The 21,624-nt window shown below is 61.4% G+C and carries 20 protein-coding genes and 1 tRNA gene; 12 read left to right on the forward strand and 9 right to left on the reverse strand.

Going from position 1 to position 21,624, the window contains the following annotated elements; genetic code table 11:
- Positions 1 to 120 precede the first annotated feature (120 nt).
- Entirely contained in the window at positions 121 to 633 is a 513-nt protein-coding gene (locus RY831_RS08580) for a DciA family protein (protein WP_326505910.1), read from the reverse strand.
- A 52-nt stretch (positions 634 to 685) separates the two neighbouring features.
- On the opposite strand from RY831_RS08580, the gene RY831_RS08585 reads away from it, so the two are divergent.
- From RY831_RS08585 to RY831_RS08625, 9 genes are all read left to right on the forward strand, one after another.
- Positions 686 to 1,639: a peptidoglycan DD-metalloendopeptidase family protein gene (locus tag RY831_RS08585; RefSeq protein ID WP_326505911.1), complete on the forward strand. Its 954-nt coding sequence runs from the start codon at positions 686 to 688 to the stop codon at positions 1,637 to 1,639.
- Between the two features lie 235 nt (positions 1,640 to 1,874).
- Positions 1,875 to 4,640, forward strand: a complete 2,766-nt coding sequence (secA, locus tag RY831_RS08590; protein WP_326505912.1) for a preprotein translocase subunit SecA — start codon at positions 1,875 to 1,877, stop codon at positions 4,638 to 4,640.
- A gap of 178 nt (positions 4,641 to 4,818) precedes the next feature.
- Entirely contained in the window at positions 4,819 to 6,057 is a 1,239-nt protein-coding gene (argJ, locus tag RY831_RS08595) for a bifunctional glutamate N-acetyltransferase/amino-acid acetyltransferase ArgJ (protein ID WP_326505913.1), read from the forward strand.
- A 27-nt stretch (positions 6,058 to 6,084) separates the two neighbouring features.
- Positions 6,085 to 6,960, forward strand: coding sequence for an ATP-binding protein (locus RY831_RS08600; protein ID WP_326505914.1), 876 nt, complete (start codon positions 6,085 to 6,087; stop codon positions 6,958 to 6,960).
- A 15-nt stretch (positions 6,961 to 6,975) separates the two neighbouring features.
- A complete protein-coding gene (locus tag RY831_RS08605) occupies positions 6,976 to 7,383 on the forward strand; it encodes an NUDIX domain-containing protein (RefSeq protein ID WP_326505915.1) in 408 nt (135 codons plus the stop codon).
- 267 nt (positions 7,384 to 7,650) lie between these two features.
- Positions 7,651 to 8,820 (forward strand): alanine racemase, encoded by a 1,170-nt coding sequence (gene alr, locus RY831_RS08610; RefSeq protein WP_326505916.1) that lies wholly within the window; start codon positions 7,651 to 7,653, stop codon positions 8,818 to 8,820.
- An 18-nt stretch (positions 8,821 to 8,838) separates the two neighbouring features.
- Positions 8,839 to 10,134 carry a D-amino acid dehydrogenase gene (locus tag RY831_RS08615; RefSeq protein WP_326505917.1) on the forward strand — a complete coding sequence of 432 codons (1,296 nt, stop codon included), beginning with the start codon at positions 8,839 to 8,841 and terminating at the stop codon, positions 10,132 to 10,134.
- A complete protein-coding gene (locus RY831_RS08620; RefSeq protein WP_326505918.1) occupies positions 10,131 to 10,667 on the forward strand; it encodes an Rrf2 family transcriptional regulator in 537 nt (178 codons plus the stop codon). The genes RY831_RS08615 and RY831_RS08620 overlap by 4 nt, the downstream gene beginning before the upstream one ends.
- Before the next feature lie 134 nt (positions 10,668 to 10,801).
- The gene (locus RY831_RS08625; protein WP_326505919.1) at positions 10,802 to 12,370 is read left to right on the forward strand and encodes a sigma 54-interacting transcriptional regulator; all 1,569 of its coding nucleotides are present in this window, start codon (positions 10,802 to 10,804) and stop codon (positions 12,368 to 12,370) included.
- Positions 12,371 to 12,407: 37 nt separating this feature from the next.
- Here RY831_RS08625 and yacG read toward each other — a convergent pair whose 3' ends face one another.
- The 8 genes from yacG to ispB all read right to left on the reverse strand — a co-directional run bounded on the left by yacG (position 12,408) and on the right by ispB (position 19,461).
- Positions 12,408 to 12,593: a DNA gyrase inhibitor YacG gene (gene yacG, locus RY831_RS08630; protein WP_326505920.1), complete on the reverse strand. Its 186-nt coding sequence runs from the start codon at positions 12,591 to 12,593 to the stop codon at positions 12,408 to 12,410.
- A gap of 8 nt (positions 12,594 to 12,601) precedes the next feature.
- Complete coding sequence (gene zapD / locus RY831_RS08635) at positions 12,602 to 13,357, reverse strand: cell division protein ZapD (protein ID WP_326505921.1); 756 nt, start codon at positions 13,355 to 13,357, stop codon at positions 12,602 to 12,604.
- A gap of 146 nt (positions 13,358 to 13,503) precedes the next feature.
- Complete coding sequence (gene coaE / locus RY831_RS08640) at positions 13,504 to 14,133, reverse strand: dephospho-CoA kinase (RefSeq protein ID WP_326505922.1); 630 nt, start codon at positions 14,131 to 14,133, stop codon at positions 13,504 to 13,506.
- Positions 14,134 to 14,159: 26 nt separating this feature from the next.
- Positions 14,160 to 15,026 carry a prepilin peptidase gene (locus tag RY831_RS08645; protein WP_326505923.1) on the reverse strand — a complete coding sequence of 289 codons (867 nt, stop codon included), beginning with the start codon at positions 15,024 to 15,026 and terminating at the stop codon, positions 14,160 to 14,162.
- On the reverse strand, positions 15,026 to 16,258 hold the full coding sequence (locus RY831_RS08650; protein ID WP_326505924.1) for a type II secretion system F family protein: 1,233 nt from the start codon (positions 16,256 to 16,258) through the stop codon (positions 15,026 to 15,028). Before RY831_RS08650 ends, RY831_RS08645 begins: the two co-directional genes overlap by 1 nt.
- A 13-nt stretch (positions 16,259 to 16,271) precedes the next feature.
- Positions 16,272 to 17,963: a type IV-A pilus assembly ATPase PilB gene (gene pilB, locus RY831_RS08655; RefSeq protein WP_326505997.1), complete on the reverse strand. Its 1,692-nt coding sequence runs from the start codon at positions 17,961 to 17,963 to the stop codon at positions 16,272 to 16,274.
- 423 nt (positions 17,964 to 18,386) lie between these two features.
- Positions 18,387 to 18,463: transfer RNA gene (locus RY831_RS08660), tRNA-Pro, on the reverse strand.
- A 47-nt stretch (positions 18,464 to 18,510) separates the two neighbouring features.
- The gene (ispB, locus tag RY831_RS08665; protein ID WP_437126239.1) at positions 18,511 to 19,461 is read right to left on the reverse strand and encodes an octaprenyl diphosphate synthase; all 951 of its coding nucleotides are present in this window, start codon (positions 19,459 to 19,461) and stop codon (positions 18,511 to 18,513) included.
- Positions 19,462 to 19,741: 280 nt separating this feature from the next.
- Between ispB and rplU the strand changes: the two genes are divergently transcribed.
- The 3 genes from rplU to obgE all read left to right on the forward strand — a co-directional run bounded on the left by rplU (position 19,742) and on the right by obgE (position 21,559).
- Complete coding sequence (gene rplU / locus RY831_RS08670) at positions 19,742 to 20,053, forward strand: 50S ribosomal protein L21 (protein WP_326505926.1); 312 nt, start codon at positions 19,742 to 19,744, stop codon at positions 20,051 to 20,053.
- 36 nt (positions 20,054 to 20,089) lie between these two features.
- Positions 20,090 to 20,347, forward strand: a complete 258-nt coding sequence (rpmA, locus tag RY831_RS08675) for a 50S ribosomal protein L27 (protein ID WP_326505927.1) — start codon at positions 20,090 to 20,092, stop codon at positions 20,345 to 20,347.
- 102 nt (positions 20,348 to 20,449) lie between these two features.
- Positions 20,450 to 21,559 carry a GTPase ObgE gene (gene obgE, locus RY831_RS08680; RefSeq protein WP_326505928.1) on the forward strand — a complete coding sequence of 370 codons (1,110 nt, stop codon included), beginning with the start codon at positions 20,450 to 20,452 and terminating at the stop codon, positions 21,557 to 21,559.
- Positions 21,560 to 21,624 lie beyond the last annotated feature (65 nt).

The raw sequence follows: 21,624 nt of genomic DNA on the forward strand, positions 1-21,624 counted from the left end.
ATTGATGAGGTTGCTTTGCTGCCAGACATAGCACTGCTTTAACACTGGACTTGGACTTTTCAGTATTTCTATGTGCGAAGTTAGCTACATGCAATGGCGTTTCACGGCGCGACAAGCCGATCAGCGTTCGCCGCGGTGCCTTTTCACCATGGCTTCCAGCGCCGCCTTCAGCGCCTCGTTCTGTGGTGAGTCCTCCAGCGATTCCCTGAGGCTGGCCAGCGCCGACAGCGCTTGCGAAGGTAGCTTCAGCTGCTTCACCGGCCTTGGTCTTTCGACAAGCTTTCTTAGTTGCACTTTCAACCGTATTGCGCTAACCTGCCAGCCCCGCTGCAGCAGAGCTTCTTGCAACTTCGGCAATTGTTGCTTGAGCCTTGCGGCAAGCGCCGCATTCGGTATTGAAAAAACAAGTTGTCCGGCGTCGAACTGCACCACCGAACAGACGTCAAATACCGCGGGAAGTACTGCCCTGCAATCCTGTTGCAAGGCAGCCATCCGTTTCACCGCAGGCAACAGCGCCGCCATCTTGTCGTCGGCGCGCAAATAATCAGTTACGCCTTGAGCGGTCCGTTTAGCTGAACCGCGCGTCGTTCTTGTGCCTGGCTGAAAAGAGAGAAATGAGGGCGGGCGAGTCATGCCCGGAACCTTATCACACCTCATCCATGATGGACGAATCGCAGGAGTCGTAATGCAAATTATCCTGTTGCACCCACGCTTTAACGCCAAGTCTGTCACGCTTACCCATTGGCATCTGCTGTTCGCAGCACTGGCTTTCATCATTGCCGTGATCGCCTCCGCATCTCTTCTCTACTATTTCACCTTTCGCCACGCCACCGAACTCGATATCCCTCTCGTCAAGGAAGCCCTGGCATCGGCTACCCAGGATGACACCGACAAGAAGGACAGGTACGTCAGGGAAAACCTGACGGCCATGGCCATGAAGCTCGGCGAAATGCAGGCGCAGCTGATGCGCCTCGATGCATTGGGCGAGCGGGTGCAGGGACTGGCCGGCGTAAAGCCGCAGGAATTCAATTTCAAGGAATTGCCTGGACGCGGCGGCGCCGCACCCTCGGGCATCAAGGAAAAACCCCTGAGCATGAACGAATTCCAGCAGTTGCTGGAAACCACCGCAAAGGATGTAGAACACCGGGCCGATTACATGAACGTGGTGGAAACCACGCTGATGAGCCAGAAGATCCGGTCCAAGCTGCTGCCCACCACCCAACCGGTCAATGTCAGCTACAACGCATCCGGCTTCGGCTGGCGCCTTGATCCTTTCAACGGACGCAGCGCCTTTCATGAAGGCATCGATTTTGCCGCCGCGCCGGGCACGCCCATCGTGGCGGCCGCAGGCGGCGTGGTGATTGCCGCGGAATACCATCATCAGTTCGGCAACATGCTCGAGATCGACCATGGCAACGACATGGTTACGCGCTATGCTCATGCATCCCGCCTGCATGCGAAGCTCGGCGACATCGTCAAGCGCGGCCAGCATGTCGCCGACATCGGTTCGACCGGACGCTCGACCGGTGCCCACCTGCATTTCGAGGTGCTGGTCAAGGGTGTGCAGCAGGACCCTCACAAGTTTCTCGCCGCAGGCGCGGACCAGGCCAAGCTGGCCGCGCTTGCATCGAAGGATTGATGCAAGGAGCGGCGTCATGACAGATCCTTATCTGGAATAATGCCCATCGGGTATTGTTTCCTGTTCAGCAATCCCCATGTTTTCTCTTGTACATGCAGCTACCAGGTTTCCACCGGGAGCTGATTCCGGATCAAGCAGTGCTTGGCGGGCTGCATGATAGAATCCGCAATTTAGCCAAGGTTCGGACACTGCGGGCGTAATCCCGGGACCCGCGGGCCATTATCAGAATTCAAGCATGTCATTACTGACCCAGATTTTCGGCAGTCGCAACCAGCGACTGGTCAAGCAATACCAAAAGATCGTCCGCGAGATCAACGCGCTCGAGCCGGCCATGGAAAAGCTGTCGGATGCCGAGCTGCAGGCGAAGACGCCGGAGTTCAAGGATCGCATCGCCAAGGGCACATCCCTCGACGCCATCCTGCCGGAAGCCTTTGCGGTGTGCCGCGAGGCCAGCAAGCGCGTGCTCAAGATGCGCCATTTCGACGTGCAGCTGATCGGCGGCATGGTGCTCCATTACGGCAAGATCGCCGAGATGGGGACCGGCGAGGGCAAGACCCTGATGGCGACGCTGGCGGCCTATCTCAATGCACTGTCCGGCAAGGGCGTGCACGTGGTCACGGTCAACGACTACCTCGCCCAGCGCGATGCCGAATGGATGGGCAGGCTGTACGGCTGGCTCGGCCTGACCACCGGCATCAACCTGTCGCAGATGGCGCATGACGTCAAGCAGGCAGCCTATGCCGCCGACATCACCTACGGCACCAACAACGAATTCGGGTTCGACTACCTGCGCGACAACATGGTGTACGACACCGGCGATCGCGTTCAGCGCACTCTCAATTTCGCCATCGTCGATGAAGTCGATTCCATCCTGATCGATGAGGCGCGGACGCCGCTGATTATTTCCGGCCAGGCGGAAGACCATACCGACATGTACGTCAAGATGAATGACGTGCCGCCGCAGCTGACCCTGCAGGTCGGCGAGGAAACGCCGGACGGCAAGGGCAAGGTCGAAGTGCCCGGCGACTATACCAAGGACGAGAAATCCCACCAGGTGCTGCTGACCGAGGCCGGCCACGAGAAGGCCGAGCAGATCCTGACCCGCATGGGCCTGCTGCCGGAAGGCGCATCGCTGTATGATCCGGCCAACATCACCCTGATCCATCACCTGTATGCCGCGCTGCGCGCCCATACGCTGTACCACAAGGACCAGCATTACGTGGTGCAGAACGGCGAAGTCGTGATCGTCGACGAATTCACCGGCCGCCTGATGACGGGCCGCCGCTGGTCGGAAGGCCTGCACCAGGCGGTCGAGGCGAAGGAACGCGTCAAGATCCAGAACGAGAACCAGACGCTGGCCTCGATCACCTTCCAGAATTACTTCCGCATGTACGGCAAGCTGGCCGGCATGACCGGTACCGCCGACACCGAAGCCTACGAGTTCCAGGAAATCTACGGCCTCGAGACCGTGGTGATTCCGCCCAACCGTCCGAGCCAGCGCAAGGACCGCCAGGACCAGGTGTACAAAAGCTCGCAGGAAAAGTACAACGCGATGCTCGCCGACATCCAGGATTGCTATGAGCGCGGCCAGCCGGTACTGGTGGGCACCACCTCGATCGAGAACTCCGAGCTGCTGTCGGGCATCCTGACCAAGGCGAATCTGCCGCACAACGTGCTCAATGCGAAGCAGCATGCGCGCGAAGCGGAAATCGTCGCCCAGGCCGGACGTCCGAAGATGATCACCATCGCCACCAACATGGCGGGCCGCGGCACCGACATCGTCCTGGGCGGCAATGTCGAGAAGCAGATCCAGATCATCGAGAGCGATCCCAACCTGAGCGATGCCGACAAGGCCGCGCAGGCGCAGAAGCTGCGCGATGAATGGCAGTCGCTGCACGACCATGTCGTATCGGCCGGCGGCCTGCACATCATCGGCACCGAGCGCCATGAATCGCGGCGCGTCGACAACCAGCTGCGCGGCCGTTCCGGCCGCCAGGGCGATCCGGGCTCTTCCCGCTTCTACCTGTCGCTCGACGATCCGCTGCTGCGCATCTTCGCCGGCGACCGCGTGCGCGCCATCATGGATCGCCTGAAGATGCCGGAAGGCGAGCCGATCGAGGCCGGCATCGTGAGCCGCTCGATCGAATCCGCGCAGCGCAAGGTCGAGGCACGCAACTTCGATATCCGCAAGCAGCTGCTCGAATACGACGATGTCGCCAACGATCAGCGCAAGGTGATCTACCAGCAACGCAATGAACTGCTGGAAGCCAAGGAAGTCTCCGAGCTCATCGCGGCGCTGCGCCAGGGCATGTTCACCGATCTGTTCCGGGAACACGTCCCGGCCGACTCGATGGAAGAGCAATGGGACATCAAGGGCCTGGAAACCGCGCTGGCCGGCGAGTGGCAGCTCGAGGTGCCGCTGTCGACGATGCTGGAAACCGAACCCAACCTGACCGACGAGGACTTGCTGGAGCGTGTGCTGAAGGCGGCAGACGATGCCTACAACGCCAAGGTCGAGGTGATCGGCAAGGAAGCCTTCGGCGGCTTCGAGCGCAGCGTCATGCTGCAGAGCATCGATAGCCACTGGCGCGAGCACCTGGCGGCGCTGGATCACCTGCGCCAGGGCATCCACCTGCGCGGCTATGCACAAAAGAATCCGAAGCAGGAGTACAAGCGCGAAGCCTTCGAATTGTTCGGCCAGATGCTGGACCTGATCAAGAACGAAGTGGTGCGCATCGTGATGACGGTGCGCATCCAGTCGCGCGAGGAAATCGACGCCGTCGAACAGCAGCTGTCGCATTCGCAGGTGGAAAACATGCACTTCCAGCATGCGGACTTCAATCCGAATGCCGCGCCGGAGGAATTGCTGGCCCCCGTGGCGACCGCCGATGACGCGCAGCGGCAGGCGGAGGCCGCCAATCTGCCGAAGGTCGGGCGCAATGATCCCTGCCCCTGCGGAAGCGGCAAGAAGTACAAGCAGTGCCATGGCCGGCTGAGCTGATCGTCGATCGCTGCAGGCGTGCACCGGAAGAAGGGCAGGGGCGACCTGCACTTTTTCATTGCAGGGGCCGGCGCATCAGATGCATCTGACTCAATCAGCCTCATCAAGGCGGGCGCATCAAGCGCCCGATGCGTTTACAATAACGCTCTTGTCCAATTGCCCCACGAGCAACTCCGCCATGGCCGTCAACCTCCCGCTTCCCGTTCCTGCCAATCTGAAACCCGTCGCCGGCATCGAGCTCGGCCATGCCGAGGCCGGTGTCCGCAAGGCCAACCGCAAGGACCTGCTGGTGATGCGCCTGGCGCCGACCGCGACCGTTGCCGGGGTGTTCACCAAGAACCGTTTCAGCGCCGCACCGGTGCAGATCTGCAAGACCCACCTGGAAAAGCTGGCTTCGTCCTCGGCGCCCATCCGCGCGCTGCTGATCAATACCGGCAATGCCAACGCCGGCACCGGCGAGACCGGCCTGGCCAATGCCAATGCCACCTGCGCCGCGCTGGCGGAACTGCTCGGCTGCGATGCGTCGCAGATCCTGCCGTTCTCCACCGGCGTGATCCTGGAGCCGCTGCCGGTGGACCGCATCAAGGCCGGCATGCCGCAGGCGATCGCCAACCTCAAGACCGACAACTGGTACAACGCCGCCGAGTCCATCATGACCACCGACACGCAGCCGAAGGCGGCATCGCGCACGGTGACCATCGCCGGCAAGAGCGTGACCATGACCGGTATCAGCAAGGGCGCCGGCATGATCAAGCCCAATATGGCGACCATGCTCGGCTACCTCGCGATGGATGCGAAGGTGCCGCAGCCGCTGCTGGAACGCATGGTGAAGGAGGCGGCCGACCAGTCGTTCAACTGCATCACCATCGACGGCGACACCTCGACCAACGATTCCTTCATGCTGATCGCCACCGGCGCCGGCGAACTGGAAGTCAGCGATGCCGCATCGTCCGAATATGCCGAGCTGTCGGCCGCGGTCACCTCGATTTCGCAGGAACTGGCGCAGATGATCGTGCGCGACGGCGAGGGCGCGACCAAGTTCATGACCATCACGGTGGAAGAGGGCGCCAGCGCCGATGAATGCCGCCAGATCGCCTATTCGATCGGCCATTCGCCGCTGGTCAAGACGGCTTTCTACGCATCCGACCCCAACCTCGGCCGCATCCTCGCGGCAATCGGCTATGCCGGCATCGGCGATCTGGACGTCAGCAAGATCAACCTCTATCTCGACGATGTGTGGGTCGCCAAGAACGGCGGCCGCAATCCCGATTACAAGGAAGAAGACGGCCAGCGCGTAATGAAGCAGAGCGAGATCACGATCCGCGTGCGGCTCGCGCGCGGCAGCGCCGCGGCGACCATCTGGACCTGCGACCTGTCGCATGACTATGTCAGCATCAACGCCGACTACCGCTCCTGACCGCAGCGACCCCTTTCGATTGAACCCATGACGCAACTCGACCAGTTCCTGGCGCGCGCCGAAGCGCTGCTCGCCCGCATCGAAGCCTACCTTCCGCCGGCCACACCCGCGCCCGACTGGAATGCGGGCACCGCATTCCGCTGGCGCAAGCAGGGCGGCAAGGATGGACGCGGCTACCTGCAGCCGGTCGCGCATCCGGCCCGCATCGCACTGTCCGACCTGCACAACATCGAAGCGCAGAAGCAGCAGATCGAGCAGAACACCCGGCAATTCGTCGACGGTCGGCCGGCCAACAACGTGCTGCTGACCGGTGCGCGCGGCACCGGCAAATCCTCGCTGATCAAGGCTTGCCTGAACCAGTTCGCCGACCGCGGCCTGCGCCTGATCGAAGTCGACAAGGACGACCTCGGCGATCTGCCTGACATCGTCGACCTGGTAGCGGCTCGCCCGGAGCGCTTCGTCATCTTCTGCGACGACCTGTCCTTCGAGGAAGGCGAGAGCGGCTACAAGGCATTGAAGGTGGCGCTCGACGGCAGTATCGCCGCGCAGTCGGACAACGTGCTGATCTATGCCACCTCGAACCGCCGCCACCTGCTGCCGGAGCGCATGTCGGACAATGCAAGCTATACCCATACCGAGGATGGCGACCTGCATCCCGGCGAAACGGTCGAGGAAAAGATTTCGCTGTCCGAGCGTTTTGGCCTGTGGGTGTCGTTCTATCCGTTCAAGCAGGACGATTACCTGGATATCGTGGCCCACTGGCTGCGCCATTTCGGCTGCAATGCGCAGCAGATCGAAGAGTCCCGCGGCGACGCATTGCGCTGGGCGCTCCAGCGCGGTTCCCGTTCCGGCCGGGTAGCCTTTCAATTCGCCCGCGATCATGCAGGCAAGACTGCGGGCTGAACCTCTTATACCCTCATGACTGCCAATCCCGCCGCCCCCATCGATGTCGCTGTCGGCATCCTGATGAAACCCAACGGCGACGTGCTGCTCGGCCAGCGGCCGGAGGGCAAGCCTTACGCCGGCTATTGGGAATTCCCGGGCGGCAAGGTGGAGCGCGATGAATCGATTCTTGATGCTCTCAAAAGGGAGTTCGTCGAGGAACTCGGCATCGAGGTCGTCTCCGCCGAGCCTTGGTGCGGCGTCGAGCATGTCTATCCGCACGCTCATGTGCGCCTGCATTTCTACATCAGCCGCGATTGGAAGGGCGAGCCGCAAAGCCTGGAGGGACAGGCTTTCGCATGGCAAGGCACGCTCGGCGTCGAGCCGCTGCTTCCAGCAACAATCCCCCTGATCGAATGGCTGGACCGGGTGCGCTATTCCTAAATCCTGGCGTCCAGCGCCATCTGTATTGATTTCAATACGCTGTATGTAATTATGTACATCTTCGCAAGCGATTGATTTTATTGCGAAAATTTCTTGCAAGTTCTGCGCTGTATTGGATCGTGTACACCTCTCCCATCAGCTTTTTCTCAATGATTTGCTAAGTCCCTGAATCGGCGGGTGTTTTTGCATTGGCACACATGTTGCTGAAATACCTCCGACCGGCACGGTTTCGATCCGCCATGGCCGGCAAATCAAGGAGGCAGACACATGTCAGAGCGGGAAGCGCAAGCCGGCGCGGTCTTGACGATCGATCTCGGCGCGATCGCGGACAACTACCGGCGGCTGCAACGGCATGCGCCCAAGGCTGTGTGCGGTGCGGCGGTCAAGGCAGACGCCTACGGACTTGGCGCGGAGCAGGTTGCCGCGGCGCTGGCGAACGCAGGTTGCCGGCATTTCTTTGTCGCGCATCTTGAGGAGGGCATCAGGCTCCGGCCCCGGCTTCCCTCGGATGCCGAAATCTACATTCTGCACGGCCAGCCTCACCACATCGGCGCCGACATGGAATGCGTCCGCCACCGCCTGGTACCGGTCCTCAACAGCGCCGTCCAGATCGCAGGCTGGCGCGCACTGGCGCGCCGCCTGAACATCGCCTTGCCGGCCATCGTGCAGGTCGACAGCGGCATGTCCCGACTGGGCCTGTCCGCTTGCGAAACGACCGCGGTTCTCGACGATCCGGACGGGCTGCGCGGACTTGAACTGCGCTACCTGATGAGCCATCTCGCCTGCGCCGACCAGCAGGACCATCCGATGAACGAAGCGCAGCTCGCGGCGTTCGAAGCGATGCGCGCGCGCTTCCCTGCCTGCAAGGCCAGCCTTGCCAATTCTTCCGGCATCTTTCTTGGTCCCCGCTATCACTTCGACTTGCTGCGGCCCGGCGCCGCCTTGTATGGCATCGCGCCGGTCGCCGGCGCCGCCAATCCGATGAAGCCGGTGGTGAGCCTGCAAGCCCGCATCATCCAGACACGCTCGATCGAAGCCGGCGACGCGGTCGGCTATGGTGCGGCCTACCAGGCCGGATCGGCCCGGCGGCTCGCCACGCTCTCGGTAGGCTATGCGGACGGCTGGCTGCGTTCGCTTGGCAAACGCGGCGCGGTCATGGTGGGTAGGGTGCGCGCACCCATCGTCGGCAGGATTTCCATGGATACCTGCACCATCGACGTCACCGATGCCGACCCGGCGCATGTGCGGCCGGGTGCCCTGGTCGACCTGGTTTCACCCGCGCAGACCGTCGACGACGTTGCCGACGCCGCCGGCACGATCGCCTATGAAATCCTGACCAGCCTCGGCCAGCGCTATCACCGCCGCTATCTCGCCGCCGAGCCGCTACACACCAGGCGGCCTGCCGAGGCATCGCACGCCATCGAATTCAACGCATAACTCATCGGGAACAGCATCATGAAAATCATCGTACTCGGCAGCGGCGTGATCGGTACCGCCACCGCCTATTACCTGGCCCAGGCCGGGCATGAAGTCACCGTCGTCGACCGCCAGCCGGCGGCCGCGCTGGAGACCAGCTACGCCAATGCGGGCGAAGTCTCGCCCGGCTATTCCGCGCCATGGGCGGCGCCCGGCATTCCGGTCAAGGCACTGAAGTGGCTGCTGATGCGCCACAGCCCGCTGGTGATCCGTCCTGCGCTGGACCGCGACATGTGGCGCTGGGTGTTCCAGATGCTGCTCAACTGCACTACCGCCCGCTATGAAACCAACAAGGGCCGCATGGTGCGCCTAGCCGAGTACAGCCGCGACTGCCTGATCGAGCTGCGCGCCGCGACCGGCATCAGCTACGACGAACGCACCCAGGGCACGCTGCAGCTGTTCCGCACCCGGAACCAGCTCGACGCATCCGCCCAGGACATCGCCGTGCTGGAGCGCTACGGCGTGCCGTACGAGGTGCTCGATCCGCGCGGCTGCATCGCGGTCGAGCCGGCGCTGGCGCATGTGCAGGAAAAATTTGTCGGCGCATTGCGCCTGCCGAATGACGAGACCGGCGACTGCTTCAAGTTCACCCAGCGCCTAGCAGCGCTTGCCGAAGCGGCCGGCGTGAGCTTCCGCTACGGTGTCGCGATCGAGGGGCTGGTCGCGGATGGAGCGCGGATCACCGGAGTCAGGACTTCGCACGGCGAGCTGAAGGCAGACAGCTACGTAGTGGCGCTCGGCAGCTATTCCCCGCTGCTGCTGCGCGACATCGGCATCCGCATCCCGGTCTATCCGATCAAGGGCTATTCGATCACGGTGCCGATCCACGACGCCGCGCATGCCCCCGAATCCACCATCATGGATGAAACCTACAAGGTGGCGATCACCCGCCTCGGCAACCGCATCCGGGTCGGAGGCACCGCCGAAATCGCGGGCTACGACCTCAGCCTGCACAACTCGCGGCGCGAAACGCTGGAACATTCGGTGGTCGACCTGTTCCCGCTGGGCGGCGATGTGGCGCGGGCAGAATTCTGGTCCGGACTGCGGCCGATGACGCCGGACGGCACGCCGGTGGTCGGACCGACCCCTTACCGCAATCTGTTCCTCAATACCGGCCATGGCACGCTGGGCTGGACCATGGCCTGCGGATCGGGACGGCTGGTGGCCGACCTGGTCTCCGGCAGGCGGCCGGAAATCGATACCCAGGGCCTGTTCATGGACCGCTACGGTTCTTCCGGCGCCGCTGTTTCGCAACCCCAAGAGGCGCATGCATGAACGCCCGCGCCATGGAGCCCGCCATGCAGGAATTCATCCTTGGTGATCTGTTGTTGCATACCCGGTTTTCCATGGCGATCGAACTGCTCGCCAGGCTGGTGCTGGCAAGTCCGCGCACGCTGACCGCGGCGCAGCTGGCCGAAGCCTCGGGCCACTCGCCCCGCACCGTGCGCGCCTTGCTGGTCTCGCTGCGCGAAGCGGGCCTGGTCTTCACCGACACCAGGCACAAGGATGCCTGGAGCTGTCCCTGCGCGCCGGGCACCTTCACGCTGGCCGATGTCTTCCTGTGCGTGTCGACGGCGAAGTCCGAGCTGACAGCGTCAAAAAAACGTACTGATGCAGACGGCGCGTCTCCATCGGCGGCGCAGGCCGGCGTCGAACTGCTGCTGATGCAGGCCACCATGGCCGTCAATCAGCTGGTGTTGCAGCATCTGCAGTCGTTCGACCTGTCCCGCCTGAAAGCCATGTCGCCTGCCTCCGGCTGGCACGCAGGCCTGTCGGCGGCACGAGGCTACGAGGCGGAACCGGTGTAGCGCGGCCCGGACGCGCCGCTCCAGCAACGCGCGGCAGCTGAAAATGCGCTGAACTTGCCCTATGATGGCGGACACATGGCGGCGCCCTCAGGGCTACCGCTTACGAAGTCTCACAGCGCCAACCATCGGACACCATGCGGATAGATGTTCAGTTTGCCGACCGCGTCGGCATCGCCCACGAAATCTTGGCCGTGCTCGCCCGCCGCAACATGAACGTGGTGGCGGTCGAGGTCGATTCTTCCGATGTCTTCATCGACATTCCGCAGCTGACGCCGGAACTGCTTCCCTCACTGCGCCAGGATTTCCTCGGCATTTCGGGCGTGCTCAACGTGGTGGTGGTCGACGTTCTGCCGGGAGCGCGGCGGCGCCTCCATCTCGATACGCTGATGACCGTGATGGCCGACCCGGTCATGGCGGTCGACGCGGCGGGCCGCATCGTCGCGGCCAATGCCGCGGCCGCGGCCGTCACGCATCTGCGCGAAAGCGAGCTGGAGGGAAAAACGCTGGAGGAGCTGTTCGGCGAAGCGCCGCTGCAGGCAGAGCTGCTGGCTGGCAGATTTCTAGCCCCCGCGCGCGAAGTCCGTCTTCACGGCGAGCCCTTCCTGCTGGAAGTGACGCCGGTATCCGAAGCGCCCGATTCCGCGCTTGGCCAGACCATCGGCGGCGTTATCACGCTGCACGCGCCGCGCCGTCTCGGCGGCCGGCTGCATGCGCTGCAGCACGGCGGCGGCGGCTTCGATGCCATCATCGGCGACGCCGAGCCGATCCGGGCGCTCAAGGCCCGCGCCACGCGGGTGGCGGTGGTCGATGCGCCCCTGCTGATCGTCGGCGAAACCGGAACCGGCAAGGAGCTGGTGGCCCAGGCCTGCCATGCCGCCAGCCAGCGCGCCAATGCGCCTTTCCTGGCATTGAACTGCGCAGCCCTGCCGGAAAGTCTGGCGGAAAGCGAATTGTTCGGCTACATGCCGGGTTCCTTCAGCGGCGCCCAGCGCGGCGGCAAGCCGGGGCTGATCGAAATGGCCGACGGCGGCACTGTCTTTCTCGACGAGATCGGCGAGATGTCGCTCAACCTGCAGGCCAAGCTGCTGCGCTTCCTGAACGATGGAAAATTCCGCCGCATCGGCAGCGACCGGGAAATCAAGGTCAATGTCCGCATCATCAGCGCTACCCACCGCAACCTGCGCAAGATGGTGGCCGAGGGCGCATTCCGCGAAGACCTGTATTACCGGCTCAACGTGCTGCAGCTTGAAGTGCCGGCCCTGCGCGAACGGCCGGACGACATCCTGCCGCTCGCCCGCCACTTCATCGAGCGCGCCTGCGCCCAGGCGCAGAAGCCGATCTGCAGGCTCGGTCCGCAGGCCTGCGCGGCGCTGGTCGCCAATCACTGGCCCGGCAATGTGCGGCAGTTGCAGAACGTGGTGTTTCGCGCCATCACGATGACCGACAAGCGTCTGCTCGACGAAACCGATCTGGATCTGGCGGAAGGAGCGGCGCGCACGGTTGCCGGCATCGGGTCGGCAACGGCGGTGCAGTCGTCGGACGACTGGGACAACTCGGTGGCAAATTTCGAGCGCGCCCTGCTGGAGACGCTGTATCCGCAATATCCGTCAAGCCGCAAGCTGGCGCTGCGCCTGAAGACCTCGCATTCGATGATTGCCAACAAGCTGCGCAAGTATGGCATCCCGAAGGGTTCGGGAAACTAAGTCGAACCGAAACCGAACTGCACGAAGTATCAGCGTATCAGCGCGGCGTGCCGTCTTCGTCGGCATCCTGGGGCGGGGTCACGGCGGGAATGGAATATTTTTCCTCGGCCCAGGCGCCGAGATCGATCTGCTTGCAGCGATCGGAGCAGAAGGGGCGGTACTTGTTCGCTTCGGTCCATTCGACCTTTTTGCCGCATGTCGGGCAATCCACTACGGTCGGCATTGCACACCTCAAAAATTGCAAAGAGTCAGCTCGAAAGGAATATCGCTTTCGAACGGTTTTGGTTTCATGTCGCCATCCTGCAGGGTAAAGCGTACCCACAGCATGTACTTGTTGGCCGACATCTCGGGAATCGCGCCGAGCGATTCATCGATGGTCAGGCGCAGCATCTGGTAGACCTTGCCCTGCAACATCTGCTGGAAGCTGCCGGCCTGGGCGATCGTGGTGGTCGTCTTGCCGGACTCGCGCAGCAGGCGCAGCACCATGCCGATCGCATCGAACAGCGGCGCCAGCGGCGCGAACCAGCCGGAGATGTCGTCATAGCGCTGCTGCGGGCTGCGATGCTGCCAGGCGTAATAGGAAGGCAGGTCGAACTCGCATGCGCCGCCCGGGATGATGGTGCGCCCGCGTATGCTCATCAGCCATTCGTTGTCGCGCACGTTTTGTCCGGTCTTGCCCTGCGAGGCCATCAGCGCGGCGCTGCTGCGGTCGATTTCGGCCAGCACTTCATCGAGGCGCTCGGACAGCACGTTGGGGTTGGCCTTGAATCCGAGCAGCATCTGCTTCTGGCGTTCGAGTTCCTGCAGAAGATCGGATTTCAGGTCGGCGCGGCCGGCCACTTCCAGCATCTCGAAAATCGTCGACAGTGCGACATGGTGGTGCTGCGGATGTTCCTGGTGCAGGAAAAAAACGAACTTTTCGTACAGGTCTTCCAGCCGCAACAGTGTGCGAATACGCTCATTGAAAGGGTATTCGTAGGTGATCAAAATGGCTTCCCTTTGGGCAAGAGGTGGGCTGGAAATAATTACGTGATTCTGAACGAAGCCATGAAAAAATACAAATAGAGCGGATGCCGAAATTAGTAACGAAACATGTCCCCGGCGAGCGGCATGCCGCGTCATGCGCCCAAGGCTTACTGTTGGGTTGCCAGCTTACTATAGATGGCGTGCAGACGGTCGACCTGGGGCGCGAGCGCGGAGGAGTCGCCATCATTGTCGATGACATCGTCGGCCGCGGCGAGGCGCTGCGCGCGCGTCGCCTGCGCTGCCATGATGGCGCGCACCTGGGTTTCCGGCAGGCCGTTGCGGCTGATGACGCGCCGTACCTGGGTGTCTTCCGAGCAGTCGACCACCAGTACGCGCGAGACGCGCTGCTTCCAGCCTGCCGATTCCACCAGCAGGGGGACCACGAAGATCAGGTAGGCAGCTTGCTTTGCGCTGGCAGCGTCCGCGGCGCGTTCGGTCTCGATGCGGATCAGCGGATGAAGAATGGATTCCAGCCTGGACTTGGCCTGAGGATCGGAGAATACGTGCTGGCGCATGCGGCCGCGGTCCAGCGCCCCCTCGGCGGTCAGAAACGCGGCGCCGAACTGCGCATGGATGTCGGGGATGGCCCGGCCGCCGGGAGCGGTCAGCTGGTGGGCGATGAGGTCGGTGTCGATCAATGCGGCACCGCGCTCGGCGAACATGTCGGCCACGGTTGTCTTGCCGCTGCCGATGCCGCCGGTCAGGCCGATTGAAAACCTGCGTTTACCTTGTTCCATGGCCGCCATCTTAAACCGTTTGGCGGTTACACCGGGAAGCCGAGATAGGCTTGCGCCAGCGGTTTGCCGTAAAGCAGCGCGATCATGCCGGCAACGGCAAGATAGGGGCCGAAAGGAATCGGATTGTTGCGGCCGTGCTTTGCAAAGACGATCAGCGCGATCCCGACCGCCGCGCCGACCAGCGAGGACAGCAGGATGATGATCGGCAGCATTTTCCAGCCGAGCCAGGCGCCCAGCGCGGCGAGCAGCTTGAAATCGCCGTATCCCATGCCTTCCTTGCCGGTGGCAAGCTTGAACAGCCAATACACCGCCCAGAGCACGAGGTAACCGGCGGCGGCGCCGATCACGGCGTCGGACAGCGGCACGAAGGTGCCGTTGAGGTTGACCAGCAGCCCGCACCACAGCAGTGGCAGCGTCAGGTCGTCCGGCAGCAGCTGGGTATCGGCATCGATGAAGGTCATCGCGATCAGGAGGTACGCGAACAGCAGCGTGGCCAAGCCCGCGAGACCGCTGCCAAAGCGCCAGGCGAGAAACGCGGACAGCACACCGGTCAGCAATTCGACGGCAGGGTAGCGCGCCGAGATCGGCGCCTTGCATTCGACGCATTTGCCGCGCAGGGCCAGGTAGCTCAACACCGGTATGTTTTCCAGCGCCGTGATGCGGTGGCCGCAATGGGGGCATGCGGAGCGCGGCACCATCAGGTTGTAGCGGTCGGTATGCGGCAGCGGCTTGCCGCTTTCGTGGGCGACATAATTGTCCGACTCCCGTTGCATCATCTTCGGCACGCGATGGATCACCACGTTCAGGAAACTGCCGATCAGCAGGCCGAACACGCCGGCGAACACGGTGGGGATGAGGCTGGCCGGCGGGGCGAACAAGACCAGATCGAACATCAGACCACGGCTCCCAGTTTGAAGATGGGCAGGTACATCGCGATCACAAGACCGCCGATCAGCACGCCGAGAATCGCCATGATCAGCGGCTCCATGAGGCTCGACAGCGATTCGACGGCTTCATCGACTTCCGCTTCATAGAAGTCGGCCACCTTGCCCAGCATCTGGTCGAGCGCACCGGATTCCTCGCCGATGGCCACCATCTGCGTGACCATGTTGGGAAAGACATTGGCATTCTGCATCGCCGCGGTCAGGCTGGTACCGGTGCTGACTTCAGTCTGGATCTTCTTGGTCGCATCCATGTAGATGGCGTTGCCAGACGCGCCGCCGACCGAATCCAGCGATTCCACCAGCGGCACGCCGGCCGCGAACATGGTGGACAGCGTCCTGGTCCAGCGGGCGATGGTCGCCTTGCGGATCACCGCGCCGAAGATCGGCGCCTGCAACAGCACCTTGTCCATAAAACGCTGCACCTTGGGCGAGCGCTTCCATGACTGGAAGAACAGGTAGAGTCCGGCAAACAGGCCGCCGAAAATGATGTACCAGTTGGCGACGAAGAAATCCGAAATCGCCATCACGAACAATGTCGGCGCGGGCAGGTCGGCGCCGAAGCTTGCAAAGACATCCTTGAACGCCGGCACCACCCAGATCATGATCACCGACGTGACGACGAAGGCGACGACCAGGATGGAGATGGGATAGAACAGCGCCGACTTGATCTTGCCCTTGATGGCCTGGGTCTTTTCCTTGTAGACGGCGAGGCGGGTCAGCAGTTCTTCCAGGATGCCGGCCTGTTCGCCGGCGGCGACCAGGTTGCAGAACAGGCTGTCGAAATAGAGGGGAAATTTGCGAAACGCCTGGTTCAGGCTGCTGCCGGTCTCGATATCGGTGCGGATGTCGTGAATCAGCTTGGCGACCGAAGGATTGGCATGTCCCTTGGCCACGATGTCGAAGGATTGCAGCAGCGGCACGCCCGCCTTCATCATCGTTGCCAGCTGGCGGGTGAAGAGGGTGATGTCCTTGTCGGTGATTTTTTTGCCGCTCGAGAAGGTTTTCTTCTTGACCTTGGTGACCAGGATACCCTGGCGGCGCAGCGTCACGTTGACGATGGTTTCGCTGTTGGCGCGCAGTTCGCCCTTGACGATCTTGCCGGACTTGTCCTTGCCTTCCCAAAGATAGACCTGTTCCTTGACGCCGGGAGCGCCGGCGCTTCTGCTGGCCGTGATTGCCATGGTTTTCCCCTTGCTATTCGTTGGTGCAGCCGAGCACTTCTTCCAGGCTCGTCAATCCCTGTTTGACCTTGACCAGTCCGGATTCGCGCAGGGTTCTCACCCCGTCGCGCCGCGATTGCTCTTCGATTTCCATTGCGGTGCCATGCGCGAGAATGATGCGCTCGATATCTTCAGAGATCGGCATGATCTGGTAGATGCCGACGCGCCCCTTGTAGCCGCTGCCGCTGCAGCGTTCACAGCCCACCGGCTTGTAGGGCGTCCATGTGCCGTCCAGTTCGTCTTCCCTGTAACCCGCTTCCAGCAATGCCTCGTCGGGTATCACGACCGGCTGCTTGCAGGTGCACAGGCGGCGGGCAAGCCGCTGCGCGGTGATCATGATGACCGACGACGCGATGTTGAACGGGGCCACGCCCATGTTCATCAGGCGCGTCAGCGTCGACGGTGCGTCATTCGTATGCAGCGTGGAGAACACCATGTGACCCGTCTGGGCGGCCTTGATCGCGATATCCGCCGTTTCCAGATCGCGGATCTCGCCCACCATGATGATGTCCGGATCCTGCCGCAGGAATGCTTTGAGCGCGGCGGAGAAGGTGAGGCCGGCGCGATCGTTGACATTGACCTGGTTGACGCCGGGCAGGTTGATCTCTGCAGGATCTTCGGCCGTCGAGATATTGATGCCCGGCTTGTTCAGGATGTTCAGGCAGGTGTAGAGCGATACCGTCTTGCCCGAACCGGTGGGGCCGGTCACCAGCACCATCCCATAGGGGCGCTCGATCGCCTTGAGCAGCAATTCCTTCTGGTCCGGGTCGTAGCCCAGCGCATCGATGCCCAGCTGCGCCTGGCTCGGGTCCAGGATACGCATCACGATCTTTTCGCCGAATAGCGTCGGCAGCGTGCTCACCCGGAAATCGATTGCCTTGTTCTTGGACACCACCAGCTTCATGCGGCCGTCCTGGGGCACGCGCTTTTCGGAGATGTCCAGCTTGGAAATGACCTTGATGCGGGAAGCCAGCTTTTCCTTGATCGCCAGCGGAGGCTGGGCAATCTCGCGCAGGACGCCGTCGACCCGGAAGCGGATGCGATAGAACTTTTCGAAAGGCTCGAAGTGCAAGTCGGATGCGCCCATGTTGATCGCATCCAGCAGTATTTTTTGCAGAAACCGGACGACTGGGGCATCGTCGATATCGGCATTCAGCACCTCGGCCGCCGCGGGCGCGGCAGCTTCCATTTCGCTGAGATCGATATCGAGGTCGTCCCCGATCATTTCGTCGAGGTTTTCTTCGGCGGTCTTTCCCAGCTTTTCCAGCAGCTGTACCAGTACCGGATGCTCGACGATGATGGGTTCCACCATCAGTTCGGTCTGGAACTTGATCTGGTCGAGGATGTGGGTATTGGTCGGATCCGAAATGGCGACCGCCACCTTGTTGCCGCGCTTGGAAAGGGCGATGACGCGCTGCTTCTGCGCCAGCTTGATGTCGAGGATGTTCTGCGGCAGGTGGCCCACGTTGAAAGCGGTGAAATCCGCGATCGGATAGCCAAAAGTCTCGGAGCAGAACACCGCCAAGCCGCGGGCATCGATGCTGCCGCTTTGAAGAAGGACATCGATGAACGGCTGCTTTTCTGCAGCGGCCTGCTTGCCAAGCGCATCGGCTTGCTGCGCAGTTAGCTTGCCGGCTTGCACAAGCGCGCGCGCCAGGCCGGACATCACTGCATTTGCTGCCTGATTGGGGAGTACCGCCGCCATGTAGATAAGTGAGCCGGAATGAGGTCAGAGTCGTCCAAATTGCATTAGATAATGCCTATAGGCATCTGATTTGTAAAGTAATTGGACAAGCAGGCATCAATATCGCTCGTCATCTGTGACATTCGGGGAACGGATTGTTCTTGTGGTAATCGGCAAATGTCGCATCCGGTGCCGCGGCGTCTAGGTAGACGGTGGCAATAAGAAGGAGGGGGGAGGCCTGGTAACAGGTCTGCGAGCGGCAAACATCGGGCGGTTTTCCCGAAGAGCACTGCATTAAGATCGTGTGAGAAAAATCCCAGAACAGGGATTCAAGAGCCAAGGCATCATCGGGATGCTTCTTGTGAATTTTTTAAAACTTCATGCCAATCCAGGACAATGCAAGATTGGTCGGGGTGAGAGGATTCGAACCTCCGGCCTCTACGTCCCGAACGTAGCGCTCTACCAGGCTAAGCTACACCCCGCTTGCAGTCCACCAGATCACCGCATGTTTGCCAGTTCAAAAAACTGGCTAGTGATTTCGGTCGACTGCGAAAGCGCACAATTGTAGCAAAGAATCCTTGAATTGGCTATTTGCGAATGAGGCGATCGCATCCGCGGCGCGAGCGGCGGATTTCTCGGCTTCCTGCTTCGTATAGTCGAGCGCGCCGGACGTGGTGATGGCAGAAAGAATTTCATCGAAATGCTGTTCGTCACCGCTGGTAATGCAGGCGCGCACCAGTTCCCGCTGCTGCTCCGTGCCGTGCCGCATCAGGTAAATGAGCGGCAGGGTGGGCTTGCCTTCGCGCAGGTCGTCGCCGATGTTCTTGCCGATGTCGCTGGAGTTGCCTGAATAATCCAGGACATCGTCAATGAGCTGAAAGGCGGTGCCGAGCGAGCGGCCATATTCCGCAGCGGAGGCGATATCCGTTTCGGACGCGCCGGCGATCAATGCGCCCAGTTCGGCGGCGGCTTCGAACAGCTTGGCTGTCTTCGAGCGAATGACCTGCAGGTAGCGTTCCTCGGTAACATCCGGATCATGCATGTTGAGAAGCTGGAGCACCTCTCCTTCGGCGATCACATTCGTTGCATCCGCAAGAATCTGCATCACCCGCATATTCTGCACCGCCACCATGATCTGGAATGCGCGGGAATATACGAAGTCGCCCACCAGTACCGAAGCGGCGTTTCCAAACATCGCGTTCGCGGTTTCCCGCCCCCTGCGCATCGACGACTCGTCCACGACATCGTCATGCAGCAGCGTGGCCGTGTGAATGAACTCCACGACGGCCGCCAAGTCATGGTGGTGTGCGCCGCGATAGCCGAAGGCGTTGGCAGTGAGCAGTACAAGTATCGGGCGGATGCGTTTTCCGCCGGCGCCGATGATGTAATCCGCAATCTGGTTGACCAGCGGCACCGTCGAGTGGAGCTGCTGGCGAATGACAGTGTTGACGGCCTCCATGTCGGAGGCAATCGGCTGGATGACGCTGTTCTGGAAAGATGGCTGGGAGGGGGCAGACAAGATGAAACCTGCAAATTCATGAATTCCGGGAATTATACGACGACAAGCATGGCTCTCTGCCAACGCTTCCTTCGGAAGGGCCGGCGGTCGCCAGGCGGGCGGGCATCGGCAGTTAAAGCCTTTTGACGCTCATTCTAAGTCCATGTATAATCAGGGGTTTTCCCGATTGCGAATGTGCAATTTTCGCGCAGGTTTTCGAGGTCGGGGAAAAAGTTATTTAAACTATCTGATGAGGTTTCACATGTACGCGGTCATAAAAACCGGCGGCAAGCAATACAAAGTTGCTGCTGGCGAAAAACTTAAAGTAGAACAGATACCGGCAGACATTGGTTCCGAAATCACCCTTGATCAAGTGCTCGCAGTGGGCGCTGGTGACACCATCAAATTTGGTGTGCCGCTGGTTGAAGGTGCCAAGGTCCAGGCTACGGTTGTGGCGCACGGTCGCCACGATAAGGTGAAAATTTTCAAGATGCGCCGCCGCAAGCACTACCAGAAGCGCCAGGGCCATCGTCAAAACTACACCGAATTGCAAATCGTCTCGATCAACGCGTAATCGTTGTCGAGCTAACCGGATACCAAGGAGTCTGAAATGGCACACAAAAAAGGCGGCGGCACCACGCGCAACGGCCGCGATTCCGAGTCGAAACGACTGGGCGTCAAGGTCTACGGCGGTCAAGCGATCAACGCTGGCGGCATCATCATTCGTCAGCGCGGCACACGCGTGCACGCAGGCGAGAACGTCGGCATGGGCAAGGATCACACCCTGTTCGCGCTCATCGACGGCAAGGTGAAATTTACCACCAAGGGCGCGGCGCAGCGTCACACTGTCATTGTAGAGCCGGCATAAGCCTGACTTGACGATGCAGTAAGAGGCGAAAGCCTTCCATGAAAAAGGCTCTGCCGGCGGTAGGGCCTTTTTAGTTTTTACAGCAATTTTTGGCGGCAAATCATGAAATTCATCGACGAAGCAAAAATTGAAGTCATTGCTGGAGACGGCGGTAACGGCGTCGCGTCGTTTTGCCGCGAAAAATTCCGACCGTTTGGCGGCCCGGACGGCGGTGACGGCGGCAAGGGCGGCAGCATCTGGGCCGTGGCCGACCGCAACATCAACACGCTGGTCGACTTTCGCTATTCCAAGCTGCACAGGGCAAAGAACGGCGAGAACGGCCGCGGCTCCGACTGCTACGGCAAGGGCGCGGACGATGTGACCCTGCGCATGCCGGTCGGCACGCTTATCAGCGACTACAACACCGGCGAAATGATTGCCGATCTGACCGATCACGGCCAGGTGGTGCTGCTTGCCAAGGGCGGCGAAGGTGGCTGGGGCAACATCCATTTCAAGTCATCGACCAACCGCGCTCCGCGTCAGAAGACCGACGGCAAGGAAGGCGAGCATCGCGAACTCAAGCTGGAATTGAAAGTGATCGCCGACGTCGGCCTGCTCGGCATGCCGAACGCGGGCAAGTCCACCTTCATTACCGCCGTTTCCAATGCGCGGCCGAAGATCGCGGATTATCCATTCACCACGCTGCATCCCAACCTAGGCGTGGTGCGCGTCAGCCACGAAAAGAGCTTCGTCATTGCCGACATTCCCGGATTGATCGAAGGCGCGGCGGAAGGCGCCGGTCTCGGGCACCAGTTCCTGCGCCATCTGCAGCGTACCCGCCTGCTCCTGCATATCGTCGATCTCGCCCCGTTCGAAGAAACGGTGGATCCGGTCAAGGAAGCCAAGGCGATCGTCAAGGAGCTGAAGAAATACGACGAATCGCTCCATGACAAGCCGCGCTGGCTGGTGCTGAACAAGCTCGACGTGGTGCCGGAAGACGAGCGCAAGAAGCGGGTCAAGGACTTCATCAAGCGCTTCGGCTGGAAAGGGCCGGTGTTTGAGATTTCGGCGCTGACGCGAGAGGGTTGCGAAGACCTGGTCATGGCCATCTACGAGTATCTTGCGGAGCAGCGGCAGCAGGAATTCAGGTCCGAGGAAACTCAGATCACGGAGCCGGCACGAGCGATCAGCTCCATCGATCCGGATGACCCACGCTTCAAAGTCATGGAATAATATTCCGGCGGGCTGACCACTGTTCACCAATTGCCTATGCAGGCATGCAGGGGCGGGCGACACGC

This window comes from Noviherbaspirillum album (genome assembly GCF_035916955.1).
Classification (GTDB): domain Bacteria; phylum Pseudomonadota; class Gammaproteobacteria; order Burkholderiales; family Burkholderiaceae_D; genus Noviherbaspirillum; species Noviherbaspirillum album.